General features: G+C 45.5%; 13 protein-coding genes and 3 tRNA genes. 13 read left to right on the top strand and 3 right to left on the bottom strand.

All coding sequences use genetic code 11. The features are described 5' to 3' along the window. The first annotated feature begins 80 nt into the window (after positions 1 to 80). The 3 genes from LIX84_RS22470 to LIX84_RS22460 all read left to right on the top strand — a co-directional run bounded on the left by LIX84_RS22470 (position 81) and on the right by LIX84_RS22460 (position 404). Positions 81 to 156 (top strand) — tRNA-Gly (locus tag LIX84_RS22470). 36 nt (positions 157 to 192) lie between these two features. Further along, positions 193 to 268 (top strand) — tRNA-Gly (locus LIX84_RS22465). 59 nt (positions 269 to 327) lie between these two features. Continuing rightward, positions 328 to 404: transfer RNA gene (locus LIX84_RS22460), tRNA-Met, on the top strand. A gap of 619 nt (positions 405 to 1,023) precedes the next feature. On the opposite strand, the gene queG is transcribed toward LIX84_RS22460, so the two are convergent. Next, positions 1,024 to 2,151: a tRNA epoxyqueuosine(34) reductase QueG gene (gene queG, locus LIX84_RS22455; RefSeq protein ID WP_226422195.1), complete on the bottom strand. Its 1,128-nt coding sequence runs from the start codon at positions 2,149 to 2,151 to the stop codon at positions 1,024 to 1,026. A 277-nt stretch (positions 2,152 to 2,428) separates the two neighbouring features. On the opposite strand from queG, the gene tsaE reads away from it, so the two are divergent. From tsaE to hflC, 8 genes are all read left to right on the top strand, one after another. Beyond that, the gene (tsaE, locus tag LIX84_RS22450) at positions 2,429 to 2,893 is read left to right on the top strand and encodes a tRNA (adenosine(37)-N6)-threonylcarbamoyltransferase complex ATPase subunit type 1 TsaE (RefSeq protein ID WP_005395381.1); all 465 of its coding nucleotides are present in this window, start codon (positions 2,429 to 2,431) and stop codon (positions 2,891 to 2,893) included. Beyond that, positions 2,887 to 4,602 carry a LysM peptidoglycan-binding domain-containing protein gene (locus tag LIX84_RS22445; protein WP_005395379.1) on the top strand — a complete coding sequence of 572 codons (1,716 nt, stop codon included), beginning with the start codon at positions 2,887 to 2,889 and terminating at the stop codon, positions 4,600 to 4,602. Before tsaE ends, LIX84_RS22445 begins: the two co-directional genes overlap by 7 nt. Positions 4,603 to 4,620: 18 nt before the next feature. Further along, the gene (gene mutL / locus LIX84_RS22440; protein ID WP_226422194.1) at positions 4,621 to 6,633 is read left to right on the top strand and encodes a DNA mismatch repair endonuclease MutL; all 2,013 of its coding nucleotides are present in this window, start codon (positions 4,621 to 4,623) and stop codon (positions 6,631 to 6,633) included. Then, entirely contained in the window at positions 6,630 to 7,562 is a 933-nt protein-coding gene (gene miaA / locus LIX84_RS22435) for a tRNA (adenosine(37)-N6)-dimethylallyltransferase MiaA (RefSeq protein ID WP_005395375.1), read from the top strand. Before mutL ends, miaA begins: the two co-directional genes overlap by 4 nt. A gap of 193 nt (positions 7,563 to 7,755) precedes the next feature. Continuing rightward, entirely contained in the window at positions 7,756 to 8,019 is a 264-nt protein-coding gene (gene hfq, locus LIX84_RS22430; protein WP_005381379.1) for an RNA chaperone Hfq, read from the top strand. A gap of 38 nt (positions 8,020 to 8,057) precedes the next feature. Then, positions 8,058 to 9,347: a ribosome rescue GTPase HflX gene (gene hflX, locus LIX84_RS22425; RefSeq protein ID WP_005381380.1), complete on the top strand. Its 1,290-nt coding sequence runs from the start codon at positions 8,058 to 8,060 to the stop codon at positions 9,345 to 9,347. A gap of 45 nt (positions 9,348 to 9,392) precedes the next feature. Continuing rightward, a complete protein-coding gene (gene hflK, locus LIX84_RS22420) occupies positions 9,393 to 10,598 on the top strand; it encodes an FtsH protease activity modulator HflK (protein ID WP_005395374.1) in 1,206 nt (401 codons plus the stop codon). A 2-nt stretch (positions 10,599 to 10,600) separates the two neighbouring features. Then, entirely contained in the window at positions 10,601 to 11,581 is a 981-nt protein-coding gene (gene hflC, locus LIX84_RS22415; RefSeq protein ID WP_005395373.1) for a protease modulator HflC, read from the top strand. A 62-nt stretch (positions 11,582 to 11,643) separates the two neighbouring features. On the opposite strand, the gene LIX84_RS22410 is transcribed toward hflC, so the two are convergent. Beyond that, positions 11,644 to 11,829, bottom strand: a complete 186-nt coding sequence (locus tag LIX84_RS22410) for a DUF2065 domain-containing protein (protein ID WP_005381383.1) — start codon at positions 11,827 to 11,829, stop codon at positions 11,644 to 11,646. A gap of 172 nt (positions 11,830 to 12,001) precedes the next feature. On the opposite strand from LIX84_RS22410, the gene LIX84_RS22405 reads away from it, so the two are divergent. Both LIX84_RS22405 and motX read left to right on the top strand, forming a co-directional pair. Continuing rightward, positions 12,002 to 13,318 carry an adenylosuccinate synthase gene (locus tag LIX84_RS22405; RefSeq protein ID WP_005395372.1) on the top strand — a complete coding sequence of 439 codons (1,317 nt, stop codon included), beginning with the start codon at positions 12,002 to 12,004 and terminating at the stop codon, positions 13,316 to 13,318. Positions 13,319 to 13,537: 219 nt separating this feature from the next. Continuing rightward, a complete protein-coding gene (gene motX, locus LIX84_RS22400; protein WP_005387944.1) occupies positions 13,538 to 14,173 on the top strand; it encodes a flagellar protein MotX in 636 nt (211 codons plus the stop codon). An 84-nt stretch (positions 14,174 to 14,257) separates the two neighbouring features. Here motX and hmpA read toward each other — a convergent pair whose 3' ends face one another. Continuing rightward, a complete protein-coding gene (hmpA, locus tag LIX84_RS22395) occupies positions 14,258 to 15,442 on the bottom strand; it encodes an NO-inducible flavohemoprotein (RefSeq protein WP_226422193.1) in 1,185 nt (394 codons plus the stop codon). Between the last annotated feature and the right edge of the window lie 38 nt (positions 15,443 to 15,480).

Below are 15,480 nucleotides of genomic sequence, written 5' to 3'. Positions count from 1 at the left end.
TCGGGCTCATAACCCGAAGGTCGTCGGTTCAAATCCGGCCCCCGCAACCAAATTCCATTAATAGCGACTGCTGTTAATATGCGACACTAGCTCAGTTGGTAGAGCGCAACCTTGCCAAGGTTGAGGTCACGAGTTCGAACCTCGTGTGTCGCTCCAATATATAGCCCTCATCGTGCTTAACGGTGACGAAATGCGACACTAGCTCAGTTGGTAGAGCGCAACCTTGCCAAGGTTGAGGTCACGAGTTCGAACCTCGTGTGTCGCTCCAGTTTCTTTTTTATAAATGAAAGCAAAGCCTTCATCATCAACAAAGATGAAGCACTCGGACGCGGGGTGGAGCAGCTTGGTAGCTCGTCGGGCTCATAACCCGAAGGTCGTCGGTTCAAATCCGGCCCCCGCAACCAAATACAAGACGATAGATTGAATGCTTATTTATTAGCACAATCCTAAGTCGTCGACGGATGCGCCGCTTGATTCAATTCCTGCTTCTCGCAACCAATCACATCGCTCTTTTCATAATGCTGCGAAGCATGAATCCCCAAAAACTAAATTTTATCCGCATCATATGATGTCGGACGATTTCGTTTGTGTTTAAAACACGATATGAATCGGCTGGCGTACAAGCATGATGAGGTTCTGCATGTTTTATCTACTTTAATTAACAGAGTTATCCACATACGTCGTTCTGTGGATAAGTTAGTTGATAAAGTGTTTTTAGCTTGACTTTTTGCGATGGAGAAGAAAGATCTTTTCGCTGAAGGAAAGTCGAAATAATAAAGAAATATCGATTAAGTCTTTGTTAATAAAGAGAAAAATAAGTTTTTTGTCGGATCGGATACGTTAAAATACGATCATTAACTGGTATTTTTTTGATCCTAGTCATTTCTCCAAGCTGTGTTTAACTTTTTTCTGCTAGCTTGTTTTTCTTGAATCTCAAATTTTTTTCCACATTACAAAATTGAGAACAAGGTCATGAATTGAACATGTAAAAGTGCTTTCAATCTCTTGCATATAGACTACGCACTATGCGTCTCTTGGCAGCCCCTTCTCGACTATTCTTATTAAGCGCTGCTTTTTCGTCTCTGTAGATGTTTTATTCTCAATGGGGTGTTGATTCAGTTGCTCGGCCAAAGCCCATTTTATGTGTTCATCAAGTAATTTATTTTCACCTTGTCGACTTTCTAACGCATCAATGACTCGTTGACTGTATTCTGCATTACCAAGTGCGACAGCAATATTACGCAGCCACTGTATATGACCAATGCGACGAATAGCGGAGCCTTCCATATTTTTTAGAAAAGTCGCTTCATCCCAGTTAAACATGTCTACGAGATCCGGGTTTTTGAAACTATCGCGACGATGGAAATCACTCTGCTCCGTTATGTCGGCGTAGCGATTCCATGGGCAAACCAATTGGCAGTCATCACAGCCATAAATGCGGTTACCCATTGGCTTGCGAAACTCTTCAGGGATCACGCCATCGAACTCGATGGTGAGGTAAGAGATGCAGCGTCTAGCATCAACAACTTTGTCTTCAACGATGGCTTGTGTTGGGCATGAGGTAATGCATGCTTTGCATTTACCGCACTGATCAACGCTTGGCTCGTCAACGGGAAGTGGCAAGTCGATAAGTAACTCGCCTAAAAAGAACCACGAGCCACAGTCTTGATCTAAAATCAGGGAATGTTTCCCTGTCCAGCCTAAACCTGCTTTTTGGGCGAGTGGTCGCTCCAATATTGGTGCGGAGTCGACGAAAGGTCGGTAACCATACTGACCAACTTCTTGTTCAATAAGTTTGCCAAGTTTATTCAGTTGTTTTCTGACGAGCTTGTGATAATCACGCCCTAATGCATAGCGACTAATATAGGCATGATTTTTATTCGCTAGGTTCGAAGCGAATTGTGCTTCTGGTGGTAGGTAGTCCATCCGAACGCTGATCACACGAACGGTTCCCGGGAGTAGCTCATTGGGTCTAGCTCGCATCATACCGTGACGAGCCATCCAGTCCATTGAGCCGTGATAACCTGCATCGAGCCATTTTTGCAGTGCTGCTTCATGCTCACTCAGATCAACGTCGCAGATCCCAACTTTTTGGAAGCCGAGCTCTTTTCCCCAAATTTTGATTTGTTGTGCGAGTTGTTCGTAGTTCATGCTAACCACCGGAATAAAAGGGGGGCGGATCTTAACGGATCTCTGGCTTTGGTGCTACCCAGTTAGGGACGTTTTTGATGCTGTGAATACTGCTTATTGAAGTCATTTGCATATATTCTAAATCTAGGTCGATACTAAGGTGATTAAGATACCGTTTATTGGATACTTTTTTCGCACATATGACATTTGAAAGCTTGTCTCTCAAAACCAACACGGTTTACTATTCCTGTTCTTTTGATTTTTATATAGTCAACGATCATTAGTTAGAGAAGCATCAATGAGCACGAAACAATTCAATTTAAAAGATGAGCACGAAACGGTTGCACTAGGTACCGCTCTGGCTCACCTTTGTTCGCAACAAACCACAATTTATCTGCATGGTGATTTGGGTGCAGGTAAAACAACCTTTAGTCGTGGTTTTGTCCGTGCTCTTGGCCATCAAGGTAACGTGAAAAGCCCAACTTATACTCTAGTCGAACCGTATCAGTTGGATCAGTGGCAAGTGTACCATTTCGATCTTTATCGTCTTGCGGATCCTGAAGAGCTTGAGTTCATGGGGATTCGAGATTACTTCACAGATGATGCAATTTGCTTGGTTGAATGGCCTGAAAAAGGGCATGGTTTGTTGCCACAACCGGATCTTGATGTGAACATTCGCTACCAAGGTGAGCAGCGTGTAGCCGAACTAACAGCTAATAATGATTATGGTGTGCAGTTACTCAGTCGATTGGAGCTATGTTGAGTTTTTCAAATTTTAGAGTAGTGGCGACGTTTGTCGCCACTTTTCTCCTTCTCATCCCCAATTTAGCATTTGCTAACGTCGTTAAGAGTTTTCGAGTTTGGCCTTCTCCTGATGAAACGCGTGTTGTCATCGATTTAGGCTCGGAAGCTGACTATTCCTATTTCTCTTTATCCGGACCGGATCGTCTTGTCGTGGATTTAAAAAGCACGACCATGCAGGCCAAACTGCCTGTTACTGTTACGGATAGCCCGGTTTTAAAGCTAGTTCGAAAAAGCTCTCCGCCAGAGAAGGGCACCTACCGTTTGGTGTTTGAACTGAAAAAGAGCGTTCAAGCGGAATTGTTTAAATTAAGCCCAACACCTGGCGGGCAATATGGTCACCGTTTGGTGATTGACCTGCCGCACGGTAAGAAAGCATCGACTTCAGCTTCTAAACCGAGCAAGCCAGCGGCGACCAGCAAAGACATGAGTTCAGTTCAACGAGCTCAAGAAGTCTTGATCGTTATCGACCCTGGTCACGGTGGTGAAGATCCTGGCTCTATTGGCCCTTCACGCCGTAAGTACGAGAAAGACGCGGTATTGAGTATCTCAAGAAAAATTGCTGCTCAGCTCGATGCTACGCCTGGGATTAAAACGCGTATGACACGTACCGGAGATTACTTTGTGAATCTAAACCGTCGTGTAGCCATTGCCCGTGAAAATGATGCGCACTTACTGATTTCCATTCACGCTGATGCGTTTACCTCACCGAAGCCTCGCGGAGGTTCGGTTTTCGTGCTGAATACCCGTCGTGCAAATACTGAAATTGCTCGCTGGGTTGAGAATCATGAGAAACAATCTGAAATATTAGGTGGTTCGGGTAATGCGTTCTTCACTAAGACCAAAGATCGTAACGTGAACCAAACTTTGTTGGACTTGCAGTTTAGTCATTCACAAAAAGAAGGGTATAAGCTGGCAACAGAAATCCTTGGTGAGATGGGACGTGTTGCGCACCTGCATAACACCAAACCGATTAATACTAGCCTTGCTGTTTTACGCTCTCCGCAGATTCCGTCTGTATTAGTGGAAACGGGCTTTATTTCTAACCCAACAGAAGAGCGGTTGCTGTTTCAACGAGCGCACCAAGATAAGTTAGCTCAGGCGATCACTAAGGCGGTCGTTAAGTACTTAAAAGATAATCCACCAGAGGGTACGGTATTCTCGCCTTCAGCGAAGCCAATAGTGCATACCGTAAAACGTGGCGAGTCGTTATCGGTGATTGCGAATAAATATGGGCTTAGCTCTAAAGCGCTGATGTCGGCAAACAACTTGAAGTCGACTGGATTAGCAATTGGTCAGAAGCTCAAAATCCCTTCTGCTGGCACGATTAAAGTACCAAGTAAACCGATTACTGTTGAGACAGAAACCATCATTCATAAGGTTAAGTCAGGTGAGTTCTTAGGTAAGATCGCGAGTCACTATAAAGTGAAGGTTTCAGATATCCGCCGTGAGAACAACCTGAAGTCAGATACCTTGTGGGTAGGACAAAAGTTGAAGATAACCGTCGCTGTCAAAGATAAGCCGATCCGTAAGCACAAAGTTTCTCGAGGTGAATACCTTGGTAAAATAGCGTCCAAATACGGCGTCAGCGTTTCGAGCATTCGTAAAGCGAACAACTTACGCTCTGATCAGCTGGCGGTTGGGCAAGTTCTTATCATTCCAAACAAGTAGGTGAGCTTTTAACTCATTATGACGATTAAAATTTTGCCAGCTAGACTTGCAAACCAAATCGCAGCAGGGGAAGTGGTCGAAAGACCCGCCTCTGTGATTAAAGAACTGGTTGAAAATAGTCTTGATTCTGGCGCAACTCGAATCGATATCGATATCGAGAAAGGAGGCGCAAAGCTGATTCGTGTTCGTGATAACGGCAAAGGTATCGCGAAAGATGAACTCGGCTTAGCGCTCAGTCGTCATGCTACATCTAAGATACATACCTTGGATGATCTTGAAGCCATCATGAGTCTAGGTTTTCGCGGAGAAGCGTTAGCCAGTATTAGTTCAGTCTCGCGTTTGACGCTCACATCGCGTCCTGCGGCACAAGAAGAAGCCTGGAGTGCCTACTCCGAAGGGCGTGATATGCAGGTGAAGCTTAAGCCTGCAGCGCACCCGATTGGTACGACTGTTGAGGTGTTGGATTTATTTTTTAATACTCCCGCGCGTCGCAAATTTCTGCGTACGGAGAAAACCGAATTTGCTCATATTGATGAGTTATTGAAACGCATTGCGTTAAGTCGCTTTGATGTCACCATCAATGTGCGCCATAACGGCAAGATCATCCGTCAATATCGTGCGGCGAAAAATCAGCTTCAAACCGAAAAACGTATTGCAGCTGTCTGCGGTAACGCGTTTGTTCGACACATGCTCAGAATCGAGCTTGAGCATCAAGGGTTAAAGCTACATGGTTGGATCACCACACCAGAAGGAGCAAGGCAGCAAAGCGATTTACAGTATTGCTATGTGAATGGCCGAATGATGCGTGACAAATTAATCAATCACGCGATTCGTCAAAGCTATGAAATGAGCTTAAAGCCAGATCAGTTCGCTGCCTATGTGCTCTTTATTGAGTTAGACCCGCACCAGGTAGATGTGAATGTCCACCCTGCTAAGCATGAAGTGCGTTTCCACCAAGCTCGCTTAGTGCATGATTTCATCTATCAAGCTTTGGCGGATGCACTTGCGCAAAGCGCCGTGATTGATAAACCACAGGTTAATGAATCCGCATTTCATCGTGTGGAACCGACTGAGTCCGAAGAGGTTGAGCATTCACCTGAGCCTGAAAAAGTGCAAAGGCCGACATCTTCAGCAGTTCCAGAGCGGGTTTATCAAGCGATAGAGAGTACACCGGCTTATCCTGGACGCAGTGATTATGAAGTTAAACCTCGCGATCGCAGTCCTAGGGATACTTCCGTGCGAGAAGCTCGCGTTGCGGACTCGTTCAAGCGTACTGATTGGGTGGAATCCAAACCCGCACCAAAGCCGAATCACAATAAAGAGCGCCATGTTGAGCCAGCACCAAGCAAGCAAGAAGTGCGCGCTTATCACGAGTTGTTAAAAACGCCAGAGTTTGAGTCTCAACCCGTAACGCCGATAGAGCCCCAAAAGGCAACTTCGAATGCATCACTTCCATCGATTAATGCATTAGGCAAAGCGCTAGTGATGGTCGATGAACAATTTGTTTTGATGAGCAGTGACAGTGGGGCGGCGTTAGTCTCGTTACCTAGAGCGGAATTTTATCGTGTAAAAGGGCAGCTCACTCCAAGCGATGGCGCGCTTAAAGCACAGCCTCTACTCGTTCCTCTATCTATTAAGTTAGAGGCCGAGTTAGTGAAGCTGGCTCAAGATTATCAACAAGATTTGGCGTTACTTGGCATTCAATTGAAAGCGAGAAATGAGCAAGCCTTAATGGTGATGGGCGTTCCCGCGCCGCTACGTCAACAAAACTTACAAAATCTAGTACCAGATCTGTTATCTTACGCGCAATCTTGTGTGAAGGAAGGTATAGCAACGGCTCAGATGCTGTCTGAGTTGATAGATTGGCTCGCATTGCAGGTCACGACAGTGAAGAGTCATTATACTTTTTCTGAAGCAATTCAAATTATTGCGGAACTTGAACAGCTAAGAGATGGTCAATTGCCATTAGAAGATACAAAATTTGTATCCGCTGTTGATTTCTCTGCCACGATAGCCAAATTAAAACCATGACAGATAAACTACCTTTGGCGCTATTTTTAATGGGGCCAACTGCATCAGGCAAAACTGAGTTGGCGATTCGTCTTCGTCAAAAGTTCCCAGTTGAGATCATCAGTGTCGATTCTGCTTTGATCTATAAAGGGATGGATATCGGTACGGCGAAACCGGATGAAAAAGAGTTAAGTTTAGCGCCTCATCGCTTGATTGATATTTTGGATCCGAGCGAATCTTACTCTGTAGCCGACTTTCGTCGTGATGCATTGAAAGCGATGGATGATATTGTTGCAGAAGGAAAAATTCCACTCTTAGTGGGTGGGACAATGCTGTATTATAAGGCGTTACTTGAAGGTTTATCCCCACTTCCTGCTGCAAATCCTGAAATTCGTCAGCAAATTGAACAAGAAGCATTGACTAAAGGTTGGTCAGTGTTGCACGATGAACTCAAAGAGGTTGATCCTGTGTCAGCAGCGAGAATCCATCCCAATGATCCCCAACGTTTATCTCGGGCATTGGAAGTTTTTCGTATTTCAGGTAAAACTTTGACTGAATTGACTCAAACGAAAGGTGAAAGCCTGCCATACCGAGTCAAGCAGTTTGCAATAGCTCCCAAGGATAGGGCAGAACTTCACCGTCGAATTGAACTTCGTTTCGAAAAGATGATGGAAGCGGGCTTTGAAGAAGAAATGAAAGCGCTACATTCGCGAAAAGATCTTCACCCCGATCTTCCTTCCATACGATGCGTCGGTTACCGACAGATGTGGGAGTATTTAGATGGGGAGTGTACACGTGACGAAGCAGTATTTCGTGGCGTATGCGCGACTCGTCAATTGGCCAAGCGTCAAATCACCTGGTTACGCAGCTGGGATGACTTAACTTGGTTGGATAGCGAGAACATTGAACAGGCATTAGAAACGATGTCGGAAGCAATAGCATCTGATTGACATAGCTGTGTATAATGTGATCGTTTTTGCGTGAACGCACTCTCAAAGGATCTGTTGTTGGCGGTTTTTATACTATGCTGCTAATTACTTAGAGTGCATTTTTGATTCGTTTAGCTCAGATGCAAAAGCAGTATCTTTTGCATTGCACCACTAGCTAAATAATTACAACTACAAATTAAATAAGGAAAATAAAATGGCTAAGGGGCAATCTCTACAAGACCCATTTCTAAACGCGCTACGTCGTGAGCGTATCCCGGTATCTATCTACCTTGTGAATGGTATTAAACTACAAGGTCAGATCGAATCGTTCGATCAATTTGTGATCCTGCTGAAGAATACTGTTAACCAAATGGTGTACAAGCACGCGATCTCAACAGTTGTGCCGGCTCGTCCAGTGAGCCATCACAGCGGTGAACGTCCACAAGGTGAGCGTCCACAAGAGAAATCAGAAGATTAATTCTTCATCGAGTATTTTTAAAATAAGGAGTTGATTGCTTGTTTGACCGTTATGAATCCGGTGAGCGAGCCGTACTTGTTCATATCAACTTCACGCAAGAAGGTGAATGGGAAGATCTGGCTGAGTTCGAAATGCTGGTTTCTTCTGCTGGGGTAGAGGCGCTACAAGTGGTAACTGGTAGTCGTCAATCCCCACACCCGAAATACTATGTCGGAGAGGGTAAGGCCCAAGAGATTGCTACTGCGGTACAGTCGACAGGTGCCGAAATTGTGATTTTTAATCACGCCCTCTCTCCTGCCCAAGAACGTAACCTCGAAGCACTGTGCCAATGTCGAGTTCTCGACCGCACTGGTCTTATTCTCGATATCTTTGCTCAACGAGCTCGAACACACGAAGGTAAGCTACAGGTAGAGCTGGCTCAACTTCGTCATATCTCTACTCGTTTGATTCGTGGTTGGACGCACCTTGAAAGGCAGAAAGGGGGGATTGGTTTACGTGGCCCGGGTGAAACCCAGCTGGAAACCGACCGTCGCTTATTGCGTGACAGAATCAAAGCCATCCTGCGACGCTTAGACAAAGTAGCGAAGCAGCGTGAACAAGGGCGCCGCGCCCGAAATCGAGCTGAAATCCCAACGGTTTCACTCGTGGGTTACACCAACGCGGGTAAGTCGACACTCTTCAACCGTATTACAGAAGCTGGCGTGTATGCCGCTGATCAACTATTTGCTACTTTGGACCCGACTTTACGTAAGATAGAGTTAGCAGATGTTGGGCCTGCCATTTTGGCTGACACGGTTGGTTTTATTCGACATTTGCCTCACGACTTGGTTGCGGCCTTCAAGGCAACCTTGCAGGAAACGCAAGAAGCTGACATTTTGTTACATGTTGTTGATGCCAGTGATGAGCGTTTTCGTGAGAATATTCAAGCTGTTCATGAAGTACTAGAAGAGATCGACGCACATGAAGTGCCGACTCTGGTTGTCATGAACAAAATCGACAATCTAGATTCGCAGAAACCACGTATAGAACGAGACGAGGAAGGCGTACCTCGCGCAGTTTGGGTTTCAGCAATGGATGGGTTGGGCATTGATGTCCTGTTTGAGGCACTGACGGAACGTCTGGCGTCACAAATGGTCGAGCATCAGTTGCGAATTCCTCCACAGTATCAAGGACGATTCCGTAGTACCTTCTTCCAAATGAAGTGTATTCAACGTGAGGAATATGACCAGGATGGTAACTTGTTGATCGATATTCGAATGCAGCAAGTAGATTGGTCTAGACTTGAAAAAAGAGAAGGGGCAGTTTTGACTGGCTTTATAGTCACTTAAAGGACTGCTACAGTATAACGTCATATCAAATGATGGAGCTTTCTAATGGCGTGGAATGAGCCTGGAAATAACAACGGCAACAATGGCCGCGATAATGACCCTTGGGGTAATAATAATCGTGGTGGCCAGCGTCCTGGTGGCCGAGATCAAGGTCCGCCAGATTTAGATGAAGTGTTCAATAAACTGAGTCAAAAACTGGGTGGCAAGTTTGGTAAAAAAGGCGGCGGTGGTTCTCCAATCGGCGGCGGTGGTGGTAGTGCAATTGGCTTTGGCGTGATTGCTCTTATTGCTGTTGCAGTTTGGTTCTTCGCTGGTTTTTACACCATCGGTGAAGCAGAGCGTGGTGTTGTGCTGCGTTTAGGTAAATACGATCGTATCGTAGACCCAGGCCTTAACTGGCGCCCTCGTTTTATTGATGAATACGAAGCGGTAAACGTACAAGCGATTCGTTCACTACGTGCATCTGGTCTAATGCTGACTAAAGATGAAAACGTCGTAACAGTCGCGATGGATGTTCAGTACCGAGTGACTGACCCGTACAAATACTTGTACCGTGTAACCAATGCGGACGATAGCTTGCGTCAAGCAACGGATTCTGCACTACGTGCAGTAATTGGTGATTCATTGATGGATAGCATTCTAACCAGTGGTCGTCAGCAAATTCGTCAAACTACGCAAGAAACACTGAACCAAATCATTGATAGCTATGATATGGGTCTGGTACTTGTTGACGTAAACTTCCAGTCTGCGCGTCCACCAGAGCAAGTGAAAGATGCGTTTGACGATGCAATCGCAGCTCGTGAGGATGAAGAGCGTTTCATCCGGGAGGCGGAAGCTTATAAAAACGAGATTCTGCCGAAGGCAACGGGTCGTGCTGAACGTTTGAAGAAAGAAGCACAAGGTTACAATGAGCGTGTCACTAACGAGGCTCTTGGTCAGGTAGCACAGTTCGAAAAACTACTACCAGAATACCAAGCGGCACCAGGTGTAACGCGTGACCGTCTGTACATTGACGCAATGGAAGAAGTGTACTCAAGCACTTCGAAAGTGTTGATTGACTCGGAATCAAGCGGCAATCTTCTGTACCTTCCAATCGATAAGTTGGCGGGCCAAGAAGGTCAGGCAGACACAAAACGTAAATCGAAGTCATCTTCAACCTACGATCAAATTCAACTGGAGTCTGAGCGTACACAAGAAGACACTTCGAACACGCAGTCTCGTTCAACAGGTTCACGTCAAGGGAGATACTAAGAATGCGTAAGTTAATGATCCCTGTATTGGTAATCGCACTGGCATTAATGTTGATGTCTTTGTTTGTGATTCCTGAAGGTGAGCGCGGTATCGTGGTTCGATTTGGTCGTGTTCTTAAAGACAACAACGACATCACTCGAATTTACGAGCCTGGTTTGCATTTCAAGATGCCTCTGTTTGACCGTGTTAAACAACTTGATGCACGTATCCAAACGATGGATGGCCGTGCAGACCGTTTCGTAACGTCTGAGAAAAAAGACGTTATTATTGATACCTACGTGAAGTGGCGTATTGAAGACTTTGGTCGTTACTACCTAGCGACAGGCGGTGGTAATTCGCTAACGGCGGAGGCACTACTTGAGCGTAAAGTAACGGATGTGCTTCGTTCTGAAATCGGTGCTCGTGAAATCAAACAGATTGTATCTGGTCCACGTAACGATGATGTACTACCAGAAGATGCAAGTGCAGATGTTGTCGCAACTGAAGCGGCACGTGAAGCGCTTGAGATTGATGGTGAACGTGACCTAATCATGTCTGAAGTATTGAAAGACACGCGTGAAAGCGCGATGAAAGACTTGGGTGTTCGTGTTGTTGATTTCCGCATGAAGAAAATCAACCTGCCTGATGAAATCAGTGAGTCTATCTACCGCCGTATGCGTGCAGAGCGTGAGTCTGTAGCTCGTAAGCACCGTTCTCAAGGTCGTGAGAAAGCGGAAGTTATTCGTGCTCAAGCTGAGCTAGAAGTGGCAACCATTCTAGCTGAAGCTGATAAGACTGCTCGTGTAACACGAGGTGAAGCGGATGCAGAAGCAGCGAAGATTTATGCTGAAGCATACAACAAAGACCCTGAATTCTTTAGCTTCCTACGTTCGCTACGTGCGTATGAGAAGTCCTTCAGCTCTAAGAGCGATATCCTGGTACTTGATCCGAAGAGTGAGTTCTTCCAATACATGAACCAGTCGAAGGGCGGCATGGAGAAATAATCTCAGCGTCAAATGAAACAAAAGGCTCCTTAGGGAGCCTTTTTTGTATCTGATGCTAAGTGCTAGCTCATCATTATGGCGATTACGGCTCCAGCAACTACTAGGCAGCCACCGATGCGTCGTAGCTGATTGTTGGGCTGTTCACTTAATTGAGCCACCATATTCCGCCAACCGTTTGGAGCAATGAGTGGTCCAATGCCTTCCACGATCAAGACGAGCCCAATCGCCAACCATATGGATTCAGACATACCGCTTTCCAGTCGAATAAAGAAAACTAAATACTATCAGTGATATGCTGATTTCAAAATGAGCAAAGCAGCAAGATGACATTCTGGTAGCAACTCTGTGAACAAAAAATGACTGCAAGAAGCGTGATTCGGTGCTAGAATCCATTTTTAACTAGCAATCAGACTTGGAAAGATGGGAAATAACGTAGTCGTTCTAGGCACCCAATGGGGTGACGAAGGTAAAGGTAAAATCGTAGACCTTTTAACTGAAGATGCAAAATACGTGGTACGCTACCAAGGCGGTCACAACGCAGGTCATACTCTCGTAATTGACGGTGAAAAAACCGTTCTTCACTTAATTCCATCAGGTATCCTTCGCGATAACGTAAAATGTGTTATCGGTAACGGTGTTGTACTATCACCTGAAGCTCTACTTAAAGAAATGAAACCTCTTGAAGAGCGCGGTATTCCAGTACGCGAGCGTCTTTTCATTTCTGAAGCATGTCCGCTAATTCTTCCTTACCACGTTGCAATGGACCAAGCTCGCGAAATCGCTCGCGGTAAAAAAGCTATCGGTACAACAGGTCGTGGTATCGGTCCAGCATACGAAGATAAAGTTGCTCGTCGCGGTCTACGCGTTGGCGACCTATTCGATATGGAATCGTTCGCTGAGAAGCTAAAAGAAGTCATGGAGTTCCATAACTTCCAACTCGTTAACTTCTACAAAGCTGAACCAGTAAGCTACGAAGCTGTGCTTGAAGAAGCAAAAGGCTACGCAGAGCTACTTACTTCAATGGTTATCGACGTAACTGACGAACTAGACGCAGCACGTAAGCGCGGCGATAAGATCATGTTCGAAGGTGCACAAGGTACGCTACTTGATATCGACCACGGTACTTACCCATACGTAACGTCTTCTAACACGACTGCTGGTGGTGTTGCTGCAGGTTCAGGTTTTGGTCCTCGTCACATCGGTTACATCTTGGGTATCGCGAAAGCGTACTGTACTCGCGTTGGTGCAGGTCCATTCCCGACTGAACTATACGACGGTCTAGATAAGCAAGATCCAATTGGTAAGCATTTAGGTGAAGTTGGCCACGAGTTCGGTGCGACAACTGGTCGTCTACGTCGTACTGGTTGGTTCGATGCTGTTGCTATGCGTCGTGCAATCCAAATCAACTCTGTATCTGGTTTTTGTCTAACTAAACTAGACGTACTAGATGGTCTAGAAGAGCTAAAAATCTGTACTGGTTACAAGATGGAAGATGGCTCTGTGCTAGAAGTTTCTCCGATGGCTGCTGAAGCATTCGAAAAAGCGACGCCAATCTACGAAACTATGCCTGGTTGGTCTGAGAACACATTCGGTGCTAAAGCGCTAGAAGATCTACCACAAGCGGCTCTTAACTACATCAAGCGTATTGAAGAGCTAACAGGTGTGCCTGTAGATATCATTTCAACAGGTCCTGACCGTAACGAAACTATCATCAAGGTTCATCCATTCGAAGCTTAATTGATAGTCGTTAAAGATTGCAAAAGCCGACCTTCTGGTCGGCTTTTTTGTATCTGAACAAAAAACGGCAGTGATTCTCATATGGCAAATTTTTGCCGCTGAGTCTAAGTCAGAGGCAAAAATTGTCTAAAGCTTAGCTGGTTTTTGCCGATAAGGTTATCAAGCAGAGGAGATCCTTCATCGATCTTTGGTTTCTTAGATACCTTAAAGAGTACGTTTATGAAGTTACGAACAGTGGCTGCTTCACTGTTATTGACCTTGGTAGCTACCACAGCGAAAGCCAATGTTGCTGATGTGGGGGCGCCAGTTCCTATCTACACCGAAGCAGAGCTGATAAAGCTTATTGAGCAAAATAAGCACTTACAACGTGTGCGCGCTGATAACTGCCAGCTGGTGGAGGATATCGTTGCTCGTGCGACTCGAATTAACTTGCCCGCTTATGAATTTCTTTACGGCGACATGTTGGCGTGGGGTGTGTGTGTCGAGCAAGATGTCGAACTGGGCCTTTACTACATCGAAAATGCAGCACATCAGGGATTACCTGCCGCGCTAGAGCAGATTGGCCGATACTATTCGCGTGGCACTTTAGTGCAGCAAGATAAAGAACGAGCAATTCCTTACTTGCGAGAAGCCGCCTCAATGGGAAACCTAAATGCGCGTATTCATTTAGCCGAATTGCTCCTGCGTGATTACGGCAGCCCACTTGATTACGAAGATGCGTATCGTTGGTTATATAACTCTGTCACAGCAGATAAGCGGCAGCATAAGCGTATCACTGTATTGAGAAATGGCCTTGAGCAGCGCATGCCACAAAACGTTATTGCTCGAGCTAAACGGCGAGATACCTTTTGGTAACGTCTTATCAAGGCAAACAACTTCATACAACAAAGCCCACATAATGTGGGCTTTGTTGTTTTCCCGAAGAGTAATCTTGAGCGATTAAACGACTTTGTGTGGACCGAAGCATTCGTAATGGAATTGCTCTTGTGGTACGCCAAGTTCTAATAGTTGTTTCGCTACGTGCTGCATGAACCCGACAGGGCCACAGAAGTACACCTGCACGTTATCTTGCTTTAATGCGGCTTCAATTTCATACAGATTGACAAAACCCGTGAAGTGGAAGTCTTCACCTAGCTTGTCTTCTGCCGTTGGGTGGTTATACCAAACGAGCGCGTTCATGTTTTCTTTCGCCGCGACTAGTTGGTTCACGTGTTGCTTGAAAGCATGCTGTTGACCATTTTCTGTTGCATGAACCCAAGTTACAGGTGCTTGATGTACTGAGAGACTTTCTAGCATGGACAGCGTTGGCGTAAGTCCTACACCTGCAGAAATTAGAACAACGGGTGTTTGTGGTTCGGCATCCATAAAGAAATCACCGGCAGGGGCGGCAAGCTGCACTTTTTCGCCAATGTTCAGGTTATCGTGCAGGAAGTTCGATACTTTTCCGCCTTCTTCACGTTTTACTGAGATACGGTAGGTGTTCTCTTGGACCGCAGAAGATAGGCTATATTGGCGAATTTCTTGGTTTTCTAACTGGTCACTGTTGATATAGATGCCAAGATATTGTCCCGGTTTATACGGTGCCACTTTTTGGCCATCGGTTGGTTTAAACACAAAGCTGCAAATGTGTTCGCTCTCGATTTGTTTATCGACTAATTCAAATTCGCGTAGACCGCGCCAGCCGCCTTCCAAAGCTTCATTTTGTTGGTAAATTTGTTCTTCGCGCTGAATAAATACATTCGCAAGTACGCCGTAAGCCTCAGCCCAAGCATCCAACACTTCTTGACCTGGATTAAATAACTCATCAATCGTCGCAAGTAGATGTTTACCAACGATTTGGTACTGATCTTTTGTGATCAAAAAGCTCGTGTGTTTATGCGCAATTTTTTCTACTGCGCCAAGTAGGGCTGGCAAATTTTCAATATTGGCAGCATAGGCGCAGATGGCGTTGAATAGCGCTTCACGCTGATCGCCGTTACGCTGGTTACTCATGTTAAAAATATCTTTCAACTCAGGGTTATGAGTAAACATACGTTCATAAAAGTGCGCGGTCAGTTTTGGTCCCGTTTCGGCGATAAGTGGTGCGGTCGCTTTGACGATCTCGATGGTTTGATTGCTGAGCATATGGGCTTCCTACTTGAAGTTGTATTTATAATGCATGT

It is taken from the genome of Vibrio sp. E14 (assembly GCF_020515785.1).
GTDB classification, from domain to species: Bacteria; Pseudomonadota; Gammaproteobacteria; order Enterobacterales; family Vibrionaceae; genus Vibrio; species Vibrio diabolicus.
Note: the sequence above shows the minus strand (reverse complement) of the source record. Positions and strands in the feature narration are given on the sequence as shown.

Excerpts from the sequence above, each read along its gene's own strand:
- queG (WP_226422195.1), bottom strand. The coding sequence starts at position 2,151 with ATGAACTACGAACAACTCGCACAACAAATCAAAATTTGGGGAAAAGAG.
- tsaE (WP_005395381.1), top strand. The coding sequence starts at position 2,429 with ATGAGCACGAAACAATTCAATTTAAAAGATGAGCACGAAACGGTTGCA.
- LIX84_RS22445 (WP_005395379.1), top strand. The coding sequence starts at position 2,887 with ATGTTGAGTTTTTCAAATTTTAGAGTAGTGGCGACGTTTGTCGCCACT.
- mutL (WP_226422194.1), top strand. The coding sequence starts at position 4,621 with ATGACGATTAAAATTTTGCCAGCTAGACTTGCAAACCAAATCGCAGCA.
- miaA (WP_005395375.1), top strand. The coding sequence starts at position 6,630 with ATGACAGATAAACTACCTTTGGCGCTATTTTTAATGGGGCCAACTGCA.
- hfq (WP_005381379.1), top strand. The coding sequence starts at position 7,756 with ATGGCTAAGGGGCAATCTCTACAAGACCCATTTCTAAACGCGCTACGT.
- hflK (WP_005395374.1), top strand. The coding sequence starts at position 9,393 with ATGGCGTGGAATGAGCCTGGAAATAACAACGGCAACAATGGCCGCGAT.
- hflC (WP_005395373.1), top strand. The coding sequence starts at position 10,601 with ATGCGTAAGTTAATGATCCCTGTATTGGTAATCGCACTGGCATTAATG.
- LIX84_RS22410 (WP_005381383.1), bottom strand. The coding sequence starts at position 11,829 with ATGTCTGAATCCATATGGTTGGCGATTGGGCTCGTCTTGATCGTGGAA.
- LIX84_RS22405 (WP_005395372.1), top strand. The coding sequence starts at position 12,002 with ATGGGAAATAACGTAGTCGTTCTAGGCACCCAATGGGGTGACGAAGGT.
- motX (WP_005387944.1), top strand. The coding sequence starts at position 13,538 with ATGAAGTTACGAACAGTGGCTGCTTCACTGTTATTGACCTTGGTAGCT.
- hmpA (WP_226422193.1), bottom strand. The coding sequence starts at position 15,442 with ATGCTCAGCAATCAAACCATCGAGATCGTCAAAGCGACCGCACCACTT.